The organism is Legionella lytica (assembly GCF_023921225.1).
Classification (GTDB): domain Bacteria; phylum Pseudomonadota; class Gammaproteobacteria; order Legionellales; family Legionellaceae; genus Legionella; species Legionella lytica.
The window spans coordinates 213,219-230,345 of record NZ_CP071528.1 but is presented as its reverse complement, the minus strand read 5'-3'; the positions used below and the strand labels follow the sequence as shown (position 1 = coordinate 230,345).

Genomic DNA, 17,127 nt, shown 5'->3' with positions numbered 1-17,127 from the left:
AAATTAAATCCAACCTCGTGCAGCGTAATAATCTGCTAAATCAAGAAATTAAATACGATCTAGAAGAACATAATATATCCTTAATCTCCAATTGCTATAATAAAAGTCATCATGTTTTGTAAAGAGCTAAAATGCCAAAAAAATTAAGTGTTGATCAATATTTTGAAGTGATTAAAGAAAATCATAGAAAAAACTTAGAAAAAAATATGATCACCCATCTTGAGATGGCTGGAAACCTAGAGCAGGCAAGATTAGTTAAGCGATATGTCGAGTTGCTGGGTAGTTACCGTGAAGGTCAAAATTTCTATCTGGATTACGCAATAGAACAACCCTCCGCCACAGCAAAAATTGGTCAAGGGGTTTTGGCTGGACTTTTAGGTATTGGCGTAGCGGGTGCCGCCTATTATTCGCAAAAGGCGAGCGCACCTCTCGATATTATTAACCCTTTAGGAGTTGGTAATGTCGTTGGCGGTGTTTTTAGTGCAGCCCTAGGTGCGGGGGCTGGCTATTTAGCCTATCAGGCATGGTTAGCCAGCACTGGAAGAGCAGCTGATGACGATGCACGCAAAGAATTCGATGCTGAAATGAAAAAAGCAGGGTTCACTGATAAAAAATATGAAGAACTCTCTAAAGAATTGGTCAAACTTTTCCACTATAGAGAATGCCTCTTGTTGGGATTGGAAAATGACGCTATGAAAAATATGCGTCAGGATTTTGAAGATACTCACTTACCCCGTGGCCAACATTTAGATAAAGATACTCTGAATGCTGCGATTGAAGTCTATTTTTTAGATGAGTTAAATAAGTTATTTAATCAAGCCTTTGTTGATATTTATGACATCCAAGATCAAAAGATTCAAGGTGAAAAACAAGAATATAAAATTATTAGCTGGCTAAAAAATTATTTTGCCAAGCCTGAAGAGCGAGAAAGATTTACTCAACAAATGCAGATTGAGTTCATGAATCGATGCTTACGTTACTTAACAGCCCAAATGGTTGAACCCAGTTTCATGGCGAAACACCCTTATATAACAGCCAGTATAGGTGGTTTAATAGCAGGTGGCATTGCCTTAGGGTTGGCTTCTCTCATTGTTGGGGGGCCTATCACCGTAGGTATTCTCGCTATTGGCTTGGTCATTACCTGTCTTGCCGCCGTAGGGACCTACTTTGCTGTTAATAATATTGACGGCTTACGATTCAAACGCGACAAGGAAAATCGTGATTCTCTCCAACACGCAAGGGAAAATATTATCCATGAGAGCACTCGATTACAACGCCTGATTAAAGATGTAGTCCCCACTACGGGTAAAGATTTGAAACAATTAGAAGACTATAACGCGCAACACGCCTCAGGAGGGTTTGCTACTTATTTCGATGTATTCAACAGCGGCCGTCAGCAAGTGGCTATGGGTGCGAGTAGTGCCTGGATTAGGGAATATGCCATACGCTACCGACATAGCAAGCAAGTAGAAATCAATTTATCAGAACACCATAAAGGCATTATCACAAATGGTGAGCAACAAACCAAAGAAATGCAGGATTTACTGGTGGCAGAAATGCGCTTGAAAGAGCGTGGTGTCCTCCCAGTCAAATTAAAAAATTTTATTGATCATACTCAAGCTTATTTAAAACATCCTGATAATCAAGATTTTATCAAACGTTTTGGCCTCGTAGAAAAAATCAAACAGCAAGTGATGGAAATTGTTGCTGCAGTTCCACAAGGCACTCAGCAGACTGCCTTACCCAAAGAATTGGTTGATTTTTATACTCGCCCTGTTAGCGCCGGAGGACTTGGTGGTTTGAGCCATGATCTGGAGCAAGTTAGGAGCTTGGCACCTATTGTTGCTCCACAAACACCGGTGGATGAGTTACATCCCTATTACCAAATGCTGGTTACTGCGCAGCGGTTTAACTATGCGTTGACTCAGGATCCAAATAAAGAATTCATCTTTATTGGTGATGCCGATTATCGTGCGATGCTTGGTTTGCGAATCGACAGTCCTAGTGTTCACATCGAATCAAAAATTAATCCAGCCAATATTCAAAATTATTTAAACCATTCGCTCGACTTTCTTTATTCACTGAATAAACCGCTACAAATTAAAGAGTCCACTAACCTGGATACACCTTTTGCCAATACGAAAGAATTTGTTTTATATAGAACATTGCTGATTAAACAATTAGCTCATTTGGCTGATCCAAGTAACCCTCGCGTTAATAATGAAGTACGACGTGAAATTGAACGATTTGCTCGTGAGAAACTTCACATTGAGCCCAAGATTGTTTTTGATGACGTCTTGCACCAAGGTTTATTTATTCAAGAAGATGAGAACAGTCCTCATTTAAAATACCTAGGTAGAGAGCGCCCTGTTAGTGATCTGGAATATCTCGCTGATGCCATTCGTGTGGATTTGGCTTATGCCTCTAAACCATTGACCCCACGCATGATGATCGCGCAAGAGGCTGTCGATTTCTTATTCGACAAAGGTGAGAAAACTATATTTTCATACGGAAAATCCGCTGAGGAGTTACCACCTGAAACAACCGCGGAGTATGTAGCAAAAATAAAAGACACAATTACAACAACAAAAGCATTTATGGTATCTCTCTCAGAAAGAAATACCTTGAAAAAGACAGGAGCGTTAGCAAGTTACATTCATGACTGCATAAAGGAAATTAAAGGTTTACGTCTACAAGTAGCTGCATTAGACAGAGAGGTTCCGATTAAAACAGCAGAAGGTCCTTTTAAATCAGAAGAACTCGAGCAAGTGGATCTATTATTATCAGAATACGAAGCAGAGTTGGATGAAATTTTAGCCACCAATAAAGAAGAACAACTAAACGTGTTGGAATCTATATTTCAGTTTGGCGCATTTAAAGTACCCAGTATTGATTTAAGTTTCAATGACTGGGAAAAATTGGAAAAAAGGGATTTAATGGGATCTTCCTGGCTATTATTAGACACAGAATCCCCTATTGTTAATGAGGACGCTCAAGACGACCTAAAGGATGAGGAAGAAGTAGTCCTTATCATGCCAGATAACGTGGAAGTTTCTCTTGATGATTTAACCAAATTCATTAACGGGTTGGGGGAATATCTAAGTGCTTTAGACAAGGAAGCCGAGATCTCGTTTTTTAATTATCGAGATTACAGCAAGGGAGCAAGAAAGATGGCTGCTACTCAGCTACAATCCGCACTTATAGGATTAAAGGACGGTGATCATCCTGATGCTTCTTTCTTAAATAATGATCTTTATAATAAGGATGTTAAACTAAAACAACTAATCACTTCCAATTTGGAAACGATGAAGTTTACCCATCTTAGTGAGTTGTTTTCTGAAAAATGTGCATTGGCACCTAATTTAAAATGATATTTGCTCCCCAGCCTCCTAATCAGAGCAGGTTGGGGTTTCCATATACCCTCGACATTCCCCCTTGTTTACCCGTTTTTCTTTCATTTTAATAAGCTATCATCAGTTCATAACACTAAAATGTACCTACTTTAGACCTACCCGATTAATTTTAAGCTACAATAAGATTAATTAAACATCAATTATATGGTTTAATATGCACTACTCTGATTGCTATAAATACGTCAAGAATATAAAAGATAAAGCCTTTGCTAAAAAATTGGAGCAAGATTTAAAAAATTTGGAATTAGAAGCCAGCAGTCCTAACTTTGTCGATTTTTTAAAAGAAAATAAAGACAGTGGTGAAGATATCTTTGAATTGCGTAAAAAATATGACCTAATGCAATTAGCAAAAGTAGTTAATGGCATTGAATCAATAGAGCAAGATATTGATCAACAAGCGGCAATTAACAATGAACCTAGTTTTACATTCATTCGTTTGATTCTTAAGGATATTCAAACAACTGCCAATGCACAAATAAATGATTATGATAACTATGTAAATAATGATCATTATCATGATCTTGCAAAGGAATATGCAACCCACTATATACCTTTTAACCAATCGAATGATCCCTTTAAAGGATCCGATTTTCAGGGATATTGTTGGGGACATACTCATGAATACGGAAAATTGGCCTCTGAAGGTCGTTTAGAGAATCTCTCCCAAGCCTCAAGTAAAAAACTATATGACACCTATCAAACTAATTTCACCGTGATGGATATTGTTTTTAGAAGAGTTGGGTGGTATTTATCCGTACAACAAGAACAAAAAATGAGGGATGCAATTTGGAACGCATTAAGAGATCTGGATGAGAAAACGATTTTCAACTTTAATTTTTTAACCGACGGTTTTCATTCTACGGGATTAAGAATGGTCGGTGACAGTATTGAATATTACGAAAATAATTACGGAATAGTTCGCTTTGATACACGAGAGGATGCAGTTAATTTCTTGGCTGGTCATCTACGGCATCAGGCCCAAGCCAGCAATGCAGAGGTTAATTTTATCACTGTATATAAATTACCTTATGAAAATAATCCTAATCAGGATCTTTTTTCTGGATTAACCGATATGGGCTGCATTCAAAAATCACCTAAAGCTTCAAAGGTTGAGCATTCAGATGAATTAGAAAAAACCATTACTGCTTTAAGAGAATATGGTCAAAAGCTAAGTGAAGGAAGTGAAATCAAAGGGAAAATTAAAGCTAACGAAATAAAATTTTTAGTCGAAGAATTAGATACTTTACCTGCAGAGGAAGTAAAACAGCGAGTAGATGCGATTCTTGAAAACAAAAATCACAGTTTAATGCTCAACAGAGGCACTGGACTTCATTTTATTGGTTCAAAAATGACAAGTCATAGCACTACAGAAACTCTTTTACAAAATATTTCTAAATCAGCAGAGAGCAAAACTTTAGACTTACCATCAACGGCTTCACTTTAATTGACGCAGGTTTAAAGAAAATTTGTATCTATTATTCCTGCCGAACGTTATTTGCCGTCTCCGCTTGAAAGGTATGGTTCCATAGGGCACTGTCTAATTAAACTATTGTTCTAGACTGTAATTTATTTATAGGAAAAATAGGATGTTGGGGTTTGACAAGCATTGTAACGAAAAGGTACTCCAAGCAAAATATCCCTAGGCTCGCTCTTCAGTGACATTTAGCGGTTAATATTCAAAAGTCCCAGTTACAACTCAGATAATGAGATATGGGAGGTAATAGAGCGGCCAACCCACTTAAGGAAGGTATTTGTTATTTAAACTGCTAAACTCTACAATAAGGTCATAAATAACATTTATAGAGTATTATATGCAGAAAAAAAGCTATATTCCGCCTGTTAGAACCTATGATGAACTTCGCTTAAGTTGGGAAAAATTATCTTCGATGGATATTAGGACTCGTAAGAAAAAATTAAGCCAACTTGCCTATGATGTATGCAATGGTTTTGAAGCAACTGATAATGTTGATCACCTTCAATTTTATATATCTATATTAAGACAGGCTATAAACGCTAAGTGTCAGCCAACAGACTGTATTCTATATTTGACTAAGATAATTACCAAGAGGTTAGAACTAACAAACAATGCTGATATTAAATTGCTCATAAGTAAATCAAAAAAAATAGCCCTTGACCGAACTCTTATAATCGCGGATACACAATATCATTCAGAAATTTTAGAAATGCAAGGGACTCCAGAAGACGTATATTTAGTGAATCAGGGAAAAGCTTATATTATTTGTGATGCTATTTATGAGTCGACTAAGATTGAAATTAGACTTGTTGAAGCAGCAGAGCCTCTTCTTGCAGAAAATGAATTTAAACGTGTCGATACGATACTCGAAACTGCAATTATGCATTTCCCCTCTGGAAAACTATCTGTCGCCGATTTTATGTATATGGGCATCGATTTAAAGAAATGTTTTTTCATGGACATTGAACCAGGATATTACAAAGTTTGTGCCTACCGTTTTATATCAGATAGAACAGGAATTAAACGTTTTTGTATTGTGCTCTGCAAAACTGATGATATCGCTTTAAATAGTTTTAGCAATATATTTTTTCTAGACTAAGAGCTTATCCAACAAATACCATGCTACGGCATGAGCCCTATACTGAGAAAATGAACTGAGTATGAGCAATGCAATCGCTCATACCAGAGATTAGCCTTTGCAGAACAAGAAGAGCCGGAAGAGGATAATGAAGGAGTTTGCTACTGGGTCCCTGCAAGCATTAGACGTGAAGAAAAAGAGTCAACTGACGGCTTGTCCCGTTATTCATTTTTTGTGTATGGTGGGGTAAACCTGCAGACTCGGGCTAATGTAAATCAAAACCCTGAGTCATTTAATCGCACAGCGATAACCCCAGGTTTTCAATACCATCACATTGTCAGTAATAAAAACCGGCAAACAGCAAATTATGAGCTTTGGCAATTATCTGGAAAATTATAATTCCCGAATAAATAAAATTTATTTGCCTACACAAGCTAATCAACATCCGAGCCGCTCTATTCATATAGCAAGACATACAAATGATTACAGTGAGAAAATAGCTAGACAAATGGATATTGCTGTTTCTTTAATCGAATCTCACCATTTCAATCAAGCCTGGCAATCAATGAACGCATCGACGCACTATTTAAGATGTAGCTAGCTTGTTTCTTAAGGGAAAGCCTGATTAGTTGCAATCAATTGAATTCAATCACATTTCGTATGGTATGTTTTATTTATACTGTTTTCTTGTTATGTTAGTGCTCCGTTCCAAATATTTTATAAATGCAAAAGGAGTTCTTTTAATGCTTATTAAGCGTAGGGTGTTGTTAGCAGGGCAATCTGCCAACCCAAATTCGGTCGTTGGCTCCTCACAAGAATAACCATCAAGAAATTAAGGACAGAGAATGAAACAATTGGGGAATAATCTATTCATTGCCATAATGATAATGCTTAGCTCAATGACGTATGCCAAATCAGGACTTCTATTTAATATTGCAGAATCTGGGACTGCCGCCTCAGTCGATATCATTTTATGCTTAAACGGTAAAGGCCCTTTATCGTGCCAAAAATATCATGTTAACGCTGAGGATTTACATATTAGATCTACAGCAGTGCATCAATATCCTGCCGCAGGAATTAAAGTACTGACCCCGGGGTATACTGCAACAGGTTGTACCCCTTATCCCAATGGCTATTGCCTGTTTAGCACCAACAATACCACCTCGACTACAATTCATTTAAATTCCAGCACGCCCTCTCAGGCGATAATTAACGCGTCACCGACCTCGCTAAATTTAACTACAGTACCCCCCGGCAATACCGGAATTATTACCATCACCAATAACGCCTCTTCTTTGATAAATGCCAATAACATTGCTGCAGATTTAAGTGGGACTGGTGGGGCATTAAATGCAAGCTACAGCAATTGCAGTTCAGTCGCACCAGGGGGTACCTGTACCATAACCTTCACCGCATCAGGCGTCATGTCATCTACTAGTATTGCAATTAAAGGCAGTAATACCAATGTAGTTTCTGTTTCGGTATCAGTAGACCAAGCGACTATTAGCGCTACTCCTACTGTATTCAACCTTGCCCAAGGAGGTGCGAGCCAAATAGTGACGATTACCAATAATGGTCCTGTTGATGCATATGAGGTGGGTATTTCAACTGCACCAGGCCTTGGCATTAATGTTTCAGGTAGCTGTGCATCACCTATGGCGCCAAATGACACCTGCCAATTAACCTTTACTTCGGGTACATCTCTTGGAAACACTTCGGCAACGATTGCAGGTAGTAACACCAATGTTATAATGGAAGACATCACGGTAATCCCAGCTACAGCAACTACGTTAAGCATTACTGCGCTTACTTCTCCTGCGGTGATTGCTGTCAGCCCACCGGTAGCTGGTGTACAACTCGAGATAACCAACACAGGAAGCACTACAGCCTATAATGTTACTTACTCCCTTCCTTCGGGATGGAATGGGGTAAATGCAAGTGGAAGCTGTGGGGATATTGCTCCAGCCCCTGGACCTGGAAATACCTGCACTCTAACCTTTAACGCAAGCCAGCCCAATGTAACCAATACCATAGCTTTTGCTGCGGATAATGTTACTCCGGCCGTGCAATCACCCGCAATTGCGTTCAGTTATCAAGGCTATTTGGTTTACTCAGTCACACCAACGAGTACTACTACGGGTACCTCTTATGTTGTTGATACTGCAGATAGTAGCACTAATATTTTGTGGGATGCGAGTGGTTGCACTCTAGGGACTTGCCCCCTGACTGGCGCCACCTCAAACACAGACGGGCAATATTTAAATGCTTTGGGCAACACTTATATAATTATTAATTCAATTGGCGCACAAGATCCTCCAACCAATGCGGCAGGGTATTGTTACCTCAATACCATCTCATCAGGTATGACCGTGCCTTCTGGGACTTGGTATTTACCGGCAACGGATGAGCTCGACGCAGTGTATAACAACTTGTACGTACCTGGCTTTGGTGGTTTCACCACCGATTCCTTATGGACTTCAACCGAGGTCGATGCAGGTAGGGCACTGTATAAGTATTTCGCCAACGGTTTGAGCTATCCTGACTGGAAAGGCTACCCCTTTGTTAGGGTGCGCTGTGTCCAAGCTATCGATTATTAACTAACCTGATCCTTCCTCGAAAAACTGGACACCAGCATTCTGAGGTTCTAGCCCGGAACCTCAGAAATTTCCGGACAGTTTTTAGTCATATTTTTCGTTTTATTCTAACATTCTATTTTTCCGATAAATAAATTACAGTCTAGAACAATAATTTAATTGACGGTGCCCTATGGAACCATACCTTTCAATTTTCGTTCAGATTCGTGTTCACAAAAATCGAATTAAGGCTCCTTAATACTAACGCCCTTTTAAATTCTGCGTTACCATTTAACCTATCTGAAATTTTTTAATAAACCCTAAATATTCTTATGATTGAACAAGCCATTAATACACTATCAAAACATCCCGACTTTCAAGTTTTAAAACGAGTGCCAATGCAGCTAAACAACATTGTTCCTGGACCTGCATCTAAGGTATTTGTCGCGGCCATTATTGATTTGGAGACAATGGGTATCGATGCCACCCAGGATGAAATCATTGAAATTGGGTTGCTTTCATTTTCATTTTCCAACGAGGAAGGAATTCTTGAAATTAAGCATTCTTATAACGAACTCAACGATCCAGGAAAACCAATACCTCCAGAAATTACTAAAATTACGGGTATTCGGAACGAAGATGTAGTTGGAAAAACAATTAATTGGGATTTTGTTTTACAAGTACTTAATGGTACCCATGTAATCATATGTCACAATGCTCAATTTGACCGTAATTTTTTAGAATTACAAACTCCTGACGATATTCGAACTAAAGTTATCTCTCTCCCTTTCGGTTGCACAATAAAAGACATTGATTGGAAAGAGCGAAGCTATGAAAGTTCAAAGCTTGATTACCTTAACTGGAAACTAGGATACTTTTATGATGGGCATAGAGCGATTAACGATTGTTGGCTTAAATTACAGACTCGGTACTAATGCGAACTGGAAACTCAATATTGCTCATATATAACACTAAGCTGCAGTAAAATTAATCACCTCATCTAACGAGTAATCCGGGTCATTTGCACTCAGTAAATTACTAAAATCATACGTCCCATATAGGTTTACATGTTGCCAGGTTAGGATCGATGCGCTGGTAATATTCTCGAGCAAGACTTTTCTCATCTCATTATCTGATCGCATAATTATTTTTGTCAGTTCTATATAATTCCATAGAATGATGATGTTCTGGATAATGGTTTTGCACATAGCTGATATTTCTTGATCCTCTCGATAGGCTTCAGTGATATCATCACCTACAAATGAAACGGCAGATGCGAATTTATTAGCTAACTCGCCTTTATTTAATTGTTTTTCAATCGTTTGTCGCAAGGTGACATCATCAATGTATTTCAGAATAAAGATAGATTTGATAACTCGACCAAATTCTTTGATGGCTTCTTCCAATGGATGTTGATTGTCATATGCACTGAGCCTTTTCAAAATCGTTGATGCTCGGTGTTTCCTAAGCATAATGGTTGCAATCAATCTCAATATGGTATCCCAATTTCTTCTGATTTTACTTTCTTTGATGTAATGACCTGGGGTGACAGGATATTCTACCTTGGCTGATTTTGGTTTTATTTTGTTAAAACTGGCTAAATTTATTGATGAAATATCTTTTATTCGCGGTGCAAAAGTTACTCCAATTAAATGAGAGACTGCAAAAATCATCTCAGTATAGCCGTGTGTATCTGTGGAATGCATATCACTTTGGATGCTGTCATTATGCAGTAAGCCATCAATAACAGAAGCTGCATCCCGCTCTGAACTACTGAATACCGTTGTGTAAAATAAAATACCACGCTCATCAATAAATCGATAAACATTTGCTCCTTTGCCATTGCCAAAATATTTGTAAGAGTGATTAGCATTTAATGATTCTACTGATACACATTGTTTTTTGGCATCACTGGAGGTATGTAATAAACTTTTCTCACGTTTAAATTTATTTGGTAACCATAATTTTGCCATTAAGTCGGTTAAGGTCTGGTTAACCATGTGTAAATTTTCTAATGAGAAATACCAGTTGACGGCATTTGAGAGGGTATTGTAATTAATACCAACAGCCGTATTAGCAAGTTTATGCAGCCCTATATTGCTCCCTAAAGCAAAAATTCCTGCATAAAATATTTCATTCTCAGGATTTTCTTTGGAGTCTTTGATCTTATGGTGCGTAAAGTTTGATGTGAATTTAGAAAGCCCGTTCATTTCCGCCATCATCTGAAGAATTGGTACATATCTATCTTTTCCTATGATTGTTGTAATTGAATCATAATCTGGTTTTTCAACTGCAGGGGTATACACTGAAAAGCCGCCTTCTTTTTTAACGGTAACATACTGATTCTTACCATGAAGAATACGTTCATTTACATCAATATATTGTTTATTCAGCAAAGTACTGAGTCTCGGTAGGACTTGTTCTATATCACTGAAATTAGAAAGTCCAAATTTTTCAAGAAGCGCCTGTTTGTTTTCTTGCCAGAATTGTTCATCGATTAAGTAACCTTCAATCGATAAGTAACGATAAGATCGTAACAGACTGATTTTTCCAGATTTAACGGCACTAGCTATTTTGCAAAACAAGAGTGCTTTATAAAGCGAGATGTTAAATTTATTATTTTTATAAATTGCCTTGTACTCATGATCGTCCAAGAACTCATTAGGAGCCGTTGAAGTAATATTTTTCTCTGATTGATAGTGGGCTAATGCTGAATACAGGGGATCTGCATTATTACCTACTTCAAAATCGAGGTGCTTTACAATATCCGCAACCCGGTTTTGTAATTTTACTGAAAGAGTGGTCAAAATATCAAACTGGTCTGCCTCATCGTCCTCGCTGTTTATCTGGTCTTTAAGCTTATCGGCATCCAATACCGCTTGAATTAATGATGGATTAACTATTTTTTCTGGGACTATTTTATATAGCCTTTCAATTTTTTCATTATCATTCAATAAATTGTCATGTAATACTGTCCTGACTGCATTCACCGTTGATTGGGTTTCATTAAAGCCAGACAAAACTGAAGCTGATAATTTATTTTTATCAGGCGCACGATCTTTTATTATATTGTCTAACTTTTTAGCTGCTTTGTTCAATTGTTGTTGGACACTTTTTAATAAAATATCAACCAGAGTATCTTGCCACATCCTATGAGTATGATCGATGAATGCAACCAAATATAAGTAACGTTTATTGGATTCAACCATATCCGTTATCTGTGTCACCTTTGCTTTAATGACCCATTGTGCATAATATTTAGTGGCCTCTGCTGATAAAGATAGAGCATCTATGATCGGTTTTATCTCGTTGAATAATTTTTTAATGATAAGAAAATTTCGAATACCATGCTTGATTTGTTTGGGTCTCATAGATTGCGTTATGGTTTTTAGTTGCGTCAACAAGGGGCGCTCGTAATATTCTCCAGTTGTAATTGTGAGATGATCTAATGCTTCCTGATGAACCGGAGTGATAACATTGGACATTGTCTGCAGCGTATTTTTTTCAAATGCATTAAATTTCTCGGTAATTGTTTTAACAATCCGGTCATAACTCGGTAATTCAATTTTTTTGTTGCGTAACCTTTCAACGATTAAATAACATAATTTTCGCGGATGCATTTGCTGGTTAACCATGTCTTCAACAGCTTCCTCAAAAAAAGCTTCCGCATTGGAAAACTCGACGTGGCCACAACCTTCAAGAATCAATAACCTGTGTTTTTGACGTGTCCTATCGATATAATCCGAAAGAGAAGCACTTGATAATTCAATACCAAGGGTTTTTGCTACAAATTTAATATCACCTACTTTGAACAATTTTTGCATATAGAATTTACCGCTTGCTCTAAAGTAGCCATATTGGAGCAATAAACCTACTTTATTGCATGGATCTTTTACATTTTTCAGTAATACAGAAACTATTTCATCCAATTTGAAATATTGTTTCCTATCTTCAGCGACAAAAACGGGTGGTCTACTAAATCGTTTAACTTCATGATCTGGAAGAACTTCTATAAAACTCATTAATCAAGCTCTCCAATTCGCTCTACTGCATCACTAAGATCAGCAAAAGACGGATGACAATATAATTTTGTGGTATCTAATCGCTCGTGACCGGCAAGTGAGGCTACTTTTTCCAAACTAATCCCTGCATCCACCAGATTTTTACAAAAAGTATGTCTAAACTGGTGTGGTGATATTGCTCCCAGCTCAGCAGGAATATTTAGCCTTTTTAACAGCAGCTGAATAGCACGGGGGGATAGAACACCTCGTTGACCAAGGAACACATAAGCATCGCTACCGGCATGTGTTTTTTGATCCAAATCTAAAAACGCCTGGCGTGCATCTTTATTTAGAGGAACTTCACGGTACTTACACCCTTTGCCAGCATTCACTAATAATTTCCCCTTTCTATCACTCATAACAATATGCGCCCATCTTATACTACATAGTTCGCTAACACGTAAGCCTGTATTTAATAGAATTTTAACAATAGCGAGATCTCTTGTATTCCCATGATGTTCTATGTGGCGCAGTAATTGATTCTGCTGAAGCTTCGTCAACCATTTAGGTATTACCTGAGATTGTTTTACTGTCTTTGGTAAGGGAAAACGGTATTTAATCCGCTTAGTATCCCATCCCCATTCCAAAAAATATTTCAATGACAATAGCCGGCGGTTGATGGTTTGTGGTCTGAGATTAGAATCAATTAACTGTTGTTTGTATTGGCGCGTATCGGTTGGTGTAATATTGACCAGCCCCATTTCAACCTTATTAATAGATTCAAACCAAATGGCAAATTGCATTAAATCGCTTCGATAGCTTGCTAGGGTCGCTGGAGACTTATCAGTTGATTTTTGGTAGGCCATGTAGTTTTCAATATAGGTATTTTTAGTCATTAATAATTATGCGATTAGATTTTATAGAGATAATTTACCATAAAGACACGAGTTATACGATGAGTTAGCATCAAACTAATCGTATAAGGCGCATTATACGATTAGTTATTCTAGGTGCAGCCGATTCACTATCAACTATCTAAATTAGAATTAAGTCGATTAATTAACTGATTAAATAAGGCTCTATCATTGTCTGTGAAGCCCCTCAATGAAAAATCATTAAGTTCTTTAGCACAGCCTAAGATAATCTCCTTATATCGTTTGCCTTTATCAGTAAGCTTTATGAATAAGGCGCGTCTGTCTGTGGGACTTTGCTCACGTAAAATTAATCCATCTCGCTCCATCCTATCTAGAGTTCTTACAGCGGTGGGTTGTTCAATACCAATGCGTTTATGCATCTCGGACTGGGTTAACCCATCTTGCTGATAAAGCTCCATTAGAAAATAAGTATAGGCATGGGTTATTCCGTGTGGCTTTAATAATTCATTCGCTTTCTTAATTAGGAGACGATTGGCTTTTTTAAGTAAGGTAGATGTATTCATTATTATTTATAACCTCATTATATTAACATAGCTTGCTATATATTAGCAGGCTATGTTAATATAATCTAGTCAATCTAGGAGACTTTATGAAAAAACAACCGATATACCAAATTGATGCTTTCTCTTCCGAATTATTTGGTGGAAATCCAGCTGCAGTCTGCCCATTGAGTCATTGGTTAAGTGATGATCAAATGCAATCGATTGCCGCTGAAAATAATCTTTCTGAAACTGCTTTTATTCTTCCTGAAGACGAACATTATCAGATTCGCTGGTTTACACCTAATACTGAAGTAGCATTATGCGGTCATGCGACACTAGCAAGTGCTTTCGTTGTTTTTGAATTCTTAGGTCATAAAAAAGAACAAATTGTTTTTAATAGTAAAAGTGGTGAACTGCGAGTGAAGAAAAATGCCAGTTTATTACAGATGGATTTCCCGGCGCTGCCGTATACTAAAATAACCCCATTACCTTCCTTATTAAAGGCTCTTAAAGTTCGACCGGTGGAGGTGTACGAAAGTACCTTTGATTTGTTGATAATCCTTGAAAATGAACTCGATGTAAAAGAGGCCAGACCAGATTTGTATGCAATTAGCGAGCTAAACAATCGTGGTGTGATTCTATCCGCACCAGCAAGTCAGGCGGATGTGTACTCACGCTGTTTTTACCCTGGCTGTGATGTGCCCGAAGATCCGGTAACTGGATCGGCGCACTGTGTTATAGCGCCTTATTGGAGTAGTCGTTTAGGTAAGAACAAAATTCATGCAATACAGGGATTAAAGCGAAAAGGAGAATTATTGTGTGAAGTAGCCAGGGATCGGGTTTTATTGTCGGGCTCATGCCAACTATATTTACAAGGTCATATTTTTTTACCATAACTAGATCTGTAAAGTCGTCAGTATATTTATAAAAATAGAGGGGAAAAACGAATGAGCCTTCGACTGTTATCCTTAGGTGAAGTAAAACAAAGTATCACTATGAGTCAGGCAATTGATGCAATGGAGCGTGCATTTACTCAATTAGCCAATCAACAAGTCAAGTTGCCATTGAGAACAGCCATTTCTATTGATGAGGAAAAAGCGCTAACACTGACAATGCCAGCTTACTTAGCACAGGATAAGACTTTAGGTTTGAAAGTGGTTTCTATTTTTCCTAATAATCTTGCTAAAAATATGCCATCTATTACTGGCTTTATTATGCTACTCGATGCAAGCACCGGTGAACCAAAGGTCTTGATGGATGCAGCCTATCTAACGTCCTTGAGAACAGGTGCTGTTTCTGGATTGGCAACGAAGTATTTTGCACGGGACAATGCAAATCATGTCGCCATTATTGGATCTGGAGCCCAGTCACTGACTCAACTTGAGGCAGTGACTGCAGTCCGTAATATTACGCGTGTTTCCATATGGTCACGAAATATGAAGAATGCGGAAGAGTTTGCTAAAAAATTAGAGAAGCAATATGACATTAAGGTCTATGAACATGTTTCACAGGCCGTGAGAGATGCCGATATCATCTGTACAGCAACCAGTAGCACCGAACCATTAATTCATTTAAACGATATTCAACCCTATGTCCACATTAATGCCATAGGATCGCATTCTAGATCTATGCAAGAAATTAGTCAGGATGTCTTAGGTCATTCAGTTGTTTTTGTTGATCAATTGGAAGCTGTGCTATCGGAGTCTGGGGAAGTAATCAAAGCTGTTGAGCAAAATACATTAAAAAAAGAAACTATCATTGAGATTGGTCAATGGCTATTGCGTAAAGATATGGATTATAAAAATCATTCCACGGTATTTAAATCGGTTGGTCTCGCAATCCAGGATTTAAGTGTAGCTGAAGTTGTCTATCGAAATGCATTAAAAAACAGTCTCGGTATAAATTTTTCCATTAACTAACTTTATTTTGGATCAATATCTGATGAAACCACTCCATATCAAAACACCATTAATTCAATCGCAACACCTTAAAAACATTTTAGGAAAACAAATTCACTTCAAGCTGGAATTACTTCAACCACCTGGTTCGTTTAAACTCCGTGGTATTGGCAAATTATGTCAACATGAATGGCAGAAGGGTGTCAGGTCTTTTGTGGCTTCATCAGGGGGCAATGCAGGTGTTGCCGTAGCTTATTGCGGAATGAAATTAGAGGTGCCAACGACGGTTTTTATTCCAAGTAGCAGCCATGCTATCTACGTTGACGCAATTAAATCATATGGTGCGGAAGTTATTGTTGCAGGCTCTGTGTGGGATGAAGCCCATCAGGCGGCAGAAGTTTTTGCTAAAAAACATGCCGCTGCCTATATTCCTCCCTTTGATCACCCGATGTTATGGGATGGACATGCGACAATAATTGAGGAAGTTGTCTCGCAAGGCATTCAACCCCCTGATGCGGTTATTGTGTCAGTAGGCGGTGGTGGATTAGCTTGCGGTGTTCTAAAAGGCATGCGTCAACAAGGTTGGAATGATGTACCATTAATTGCTGTTGAAACAGCGGGCGCTGATGCATTTTTTCAATCAGTAAAGGCCGATCACCGAGTTACATTATCGACAATTACTAGTAAAGCAACTAGCCTAGGAGCAAAAAGTGTTACACCAAGACTCATGCAATGGACAAAAGAGCATGTTATTAAAAACATAATCGTCAGCGATACGGACGCAGAACAAGGCAGTCGTGCTTTTGCAAAAGATCAGCGTATGTTGGTAGAGCTTTCAAGTGGAGCTTCGATGTCTGTGGTCTATGATAATCACCCGATTATTCAACCATTAGAATCTATTCTTGTTATTGCTTGTGGGGGTATTAACATTAGTCATTTTAATTTGTAGTACAATCGCATAATTATGCGATCAGTTATTGGTATGCCATTGCTTAATTTCATCAATACTGATACAGCCATAGCCCATATAAAATCTATATTTTATAGTAATTTACTTGTTTTAAATAACTCTGAATATTTATTAGATAACGTAATTAACTTCAAACCGAATTAGTACTAAATTAAATCAAAATCACGTTTCCAGTTCGCATTTGTACCGAGTCTGTAATTTAACCCAGTTCTACATGATTATATTAGGGGAATAGCCAGTTTTGAGGGCTTTGATAACTGATATTAATTTGTTTTTTCTTAAACCGTAAATTTTGACACGAAT

Annotated in this window: 13 protein-coding genes; 10 read left to right on the top strand and 3 right to left on the bottom strand. The window is 37.9% G+C overall.

Features of this window, described 5'->3' with window-relative positions; all coding sequences use genetic code 11:
- Positions 1-131: 131 nt before the first annotated feature.
- From J2N86_RS14865 to J2N86_RS14840, 7 genes are all read left to right on the top strand, one after another.
- Positions 132-3,371, top strand: coding sequence for a hypothetical protein (locus J2N86_RS14865; RefSeq protein ID WP_252582487.1), 3,240 nt, complete (start codon positions 132-134; stop codon positions 3,369-3,371).
- A gap of 196 nt (positions 3,372-3,567) precedes the next feature.
- Positions 3,568-4,857: a hypothetical protein gene (locus J2N86_RS14860; protein ID WP_252582486.1), complete on the top strand. Its 1,290-nt coding sequence runs from the start codon at positions 3,568-3,570 to the stop codon at positions 4,855-4,857.
- A 367-nt stretch (positions 4,858-5,224) separates the two neighbouring features.
- A complete protein-coding gene (locus J2N86_RS14855) occupies positions 5,225-5,986 on the top strand; it encodes a hypothetical protein (RefSeq protein WP_252582485.1) in 762 nt (253 codons plus the stop codon).
- 192 nt (positions 5,987-6,178) lie between these two features.
- On the top strand, positions 6,179-6,364 hold the full coding sequence (locus J2N86_RS14850; protein WP_252582484.1) for a hypothetical protein: 186 nt from the start codon (positions 6,179-6,181) through the stop codon (positions 6,362-6,364).
- The gene (locus J2N86_RS16305) at positions 6,333-6,566 is read left to right on the top strand and encodes an AHH domain-containing protein (protein WP_407659002.1); all 234 of its coding nucleotides are present in this window, start codon (positions 6,333-6,335) and stop codon (positions 6,564-6,566) included. The genes J2N86_RS14850 and J2N86_RS16305 overlap by 32 nt, the downstream gene beginning before the upstream one ends.
- A gap of 244 nt (positions 6,567-6,810) precedes the next feature.
- Entirely contained in the window at positions 6,811-8,562 is a 1,752-nt protein-coding gene (locus J2N86_RS14845) for a COG1361 family protein (RefSeq protein ID WP_252582483.1), read from the top strand.
- 374 nt (positions 8,563-8,936) lie between these two features.
- Complete coding sequence (locus tag J2N86_RS14840) at positions 8,937-9,473, top strand: exonuclease domain-containing protein (protein WP_252582482.1); 537 nt, start codon at positions 8,937-8,939, stop codon at positions 9,471-9,473.
- 36 nt (positions 9,474-9,509) lie between these two features.
- Here the strand turns inward: J2N86_RS14840 and J2N86_RS14835 are convergent, their stop codons facing one another.
- The 3 genes from J2N86_RS14835 to J2N86_RS14825 form a co-directional block, all read right to left on the bottom strand.
- Positions 9,510-12,560 (bottom strand): Tn3 family transposase, encoded by a 3,051-nt coding sequence (locus tag J2N86_RS14835; protein ID WP_252582481.1) that lies wholly within the window; start codon positions 12,558-12,560, stop codon positions 9,510-9,512.
- A complete protein-coding gene (locus tag J2N86_RS14830) occupies positions 12,560-13,435 on the bottom strand; it encodes a tyrosine-type recombinase/integrase (protein WP_252582480.1) in 876 nt (291 codons plus the stop codon). The genes J2N86_RS14835 and J2N86_RS14830 overlap by 1 nt, the downstream gene beginning before the upstream one ends.
- 131 nt (positions 13,436-13,566) lie before the next feature.
- The gene (locus tag J2N86_RS14825) at positions 13,567-13,977 is read right to left on the bottom strand and encodes a MarR family winged helix-turn-helix transcriptional regulator (protein ID WP_252582479.1); all 411 of its coding nucleotides are present in this window, start codon (positions 13,975-13,977) and stop codon (positions 13,567-13,569) included.
- 86 nt (positions 13,978-14,063) lie between these two features.
- Between J2N86_RS14825 and J2N86_RS14820 the strand changes: the two genes are divergently transcribed.
- Genes J2N86_RS14820 through J2N86_RS14810 form a run of 3 tightly spaced genes read left to right on the top strand, consistent with a single transcriptional unit; the run spans position 14,064 to position 16,803 of the window.
- A complete protein-coding gene (locus J2N86_RS14820) occupies positions 14,064-14,852 on the top strand; it encodes a PhzF family phenazine biosynthesis protein (protein ID WP_252582478.1) in 789 nt (262 codons plus the stop codon).
- A 51-nt stretch (positions 14,853-14,903) separates the two neighbouring features.
- Entirely contained in the window at positions 14,904-15,875 is a 972-nt protein-coding gene (locus tag J2N86_RS14815; protein WP_252582477.1) for an ornithine cyclodeaminase family protein, read from the top strand.
- Between the two features lie 22 nt (positions 15,876-15,897).
- Complete coding sequence (locus J2N86_RS14810; RefSeq protein ID WP_252582476.1) at positions 15,898-16,803, top strand: pyridoxal-phosphate dependent enzyme; 906 nt, start codon at positions 15,898-15,900, stop codon at positions 16,801-16,803.
- The last annotated feature ends 324 nt before the right edge of the window (positions 16,804-17,127 follow it).

Bases quoted from the DNA above. Each gene is read 5' to 3' on its own strand.
- J2N86_RS14855 (WP_252582485.1), top strand. From the start codon at position 5,225: ATGCAGAAAAAAAGCTATATTCCGCCTGTTAGAACCTATGATGAACTT.
- J2N86_RS14865 (WP_252582487.1), top strand. From the start codon at position 132: ATGCCAAAAAAATTAAGTGTTGATCAATATTTTGAAGTGATTAAAGAA.
- J2N86_RS14825 (WP_252582479.1), bottom strand. From the start codon at position 13,977: ATGAATACATCTACCTTACTTAAAAAAGCCAATCGTCTCCTAATTAAG.
- J2N86_RS14815 (WP_252582477.1), top strand. From the start codon at position 14,904: ATGAGCCTTCGACTGTTATCCTTAGGTGAAGTAAAACAAAGTATCACT.
- J2N86_RS14810 (WP_252582476.1), top strand. From the start codon at position 15,898: ATGAAACCACTCCATATCAAAACACCATTAATTCAATCGCAACACCTT.
- J2N86_RS14845 (WP_252582483.1), top strand. From the start codon at position 6,811: ATGAAACAATTGGGGAATAATCTATTCATTGCCATAATGATAATGCTT.
- J2N86_RS14835 (WP_252582481.1), bottom strand. From the start codon at position 12,560: ATGAGTTTTATAGAAGTTCTTCCAGATCATGAAGTTAAACGATTTAGT.
- J2N86_RS14820 (WP_252582478.1), top strand. From the start codon at position 14,064: ATGAAAAAACAACCGATATACCAAATTGATGCTTTCTCTTCCGAATTA.
- J2N86_RS14830 (WP_252582480.1), bottom strand. From the start codon at position 13,435: ATGACTAAAAATACCTATATTGAAAACTACATGGCCTACCAAAAATCA.
- J2N86_RS14860 (WP_252582486.1), top strand. From the start codon at position 3,568: ATGCACTACTCTGATTGCTATAAATACGTCAAGAATATAAAAGATAAA.
- J2N86_RS14840 (WP_252582482.1), top strand. From the start codon at position 8,937: ATGCAGCTAAACAACATTGTTCCTGGACCTGCATCTAAGGTATTTGTC.
- J2N86_RS16305 (WP_407659002.1), top strand. From the start codon at position 6,333: ATGAGCTTTGGCAATTATCTGGAAAATTATAATTCCCGAATAAATAAA.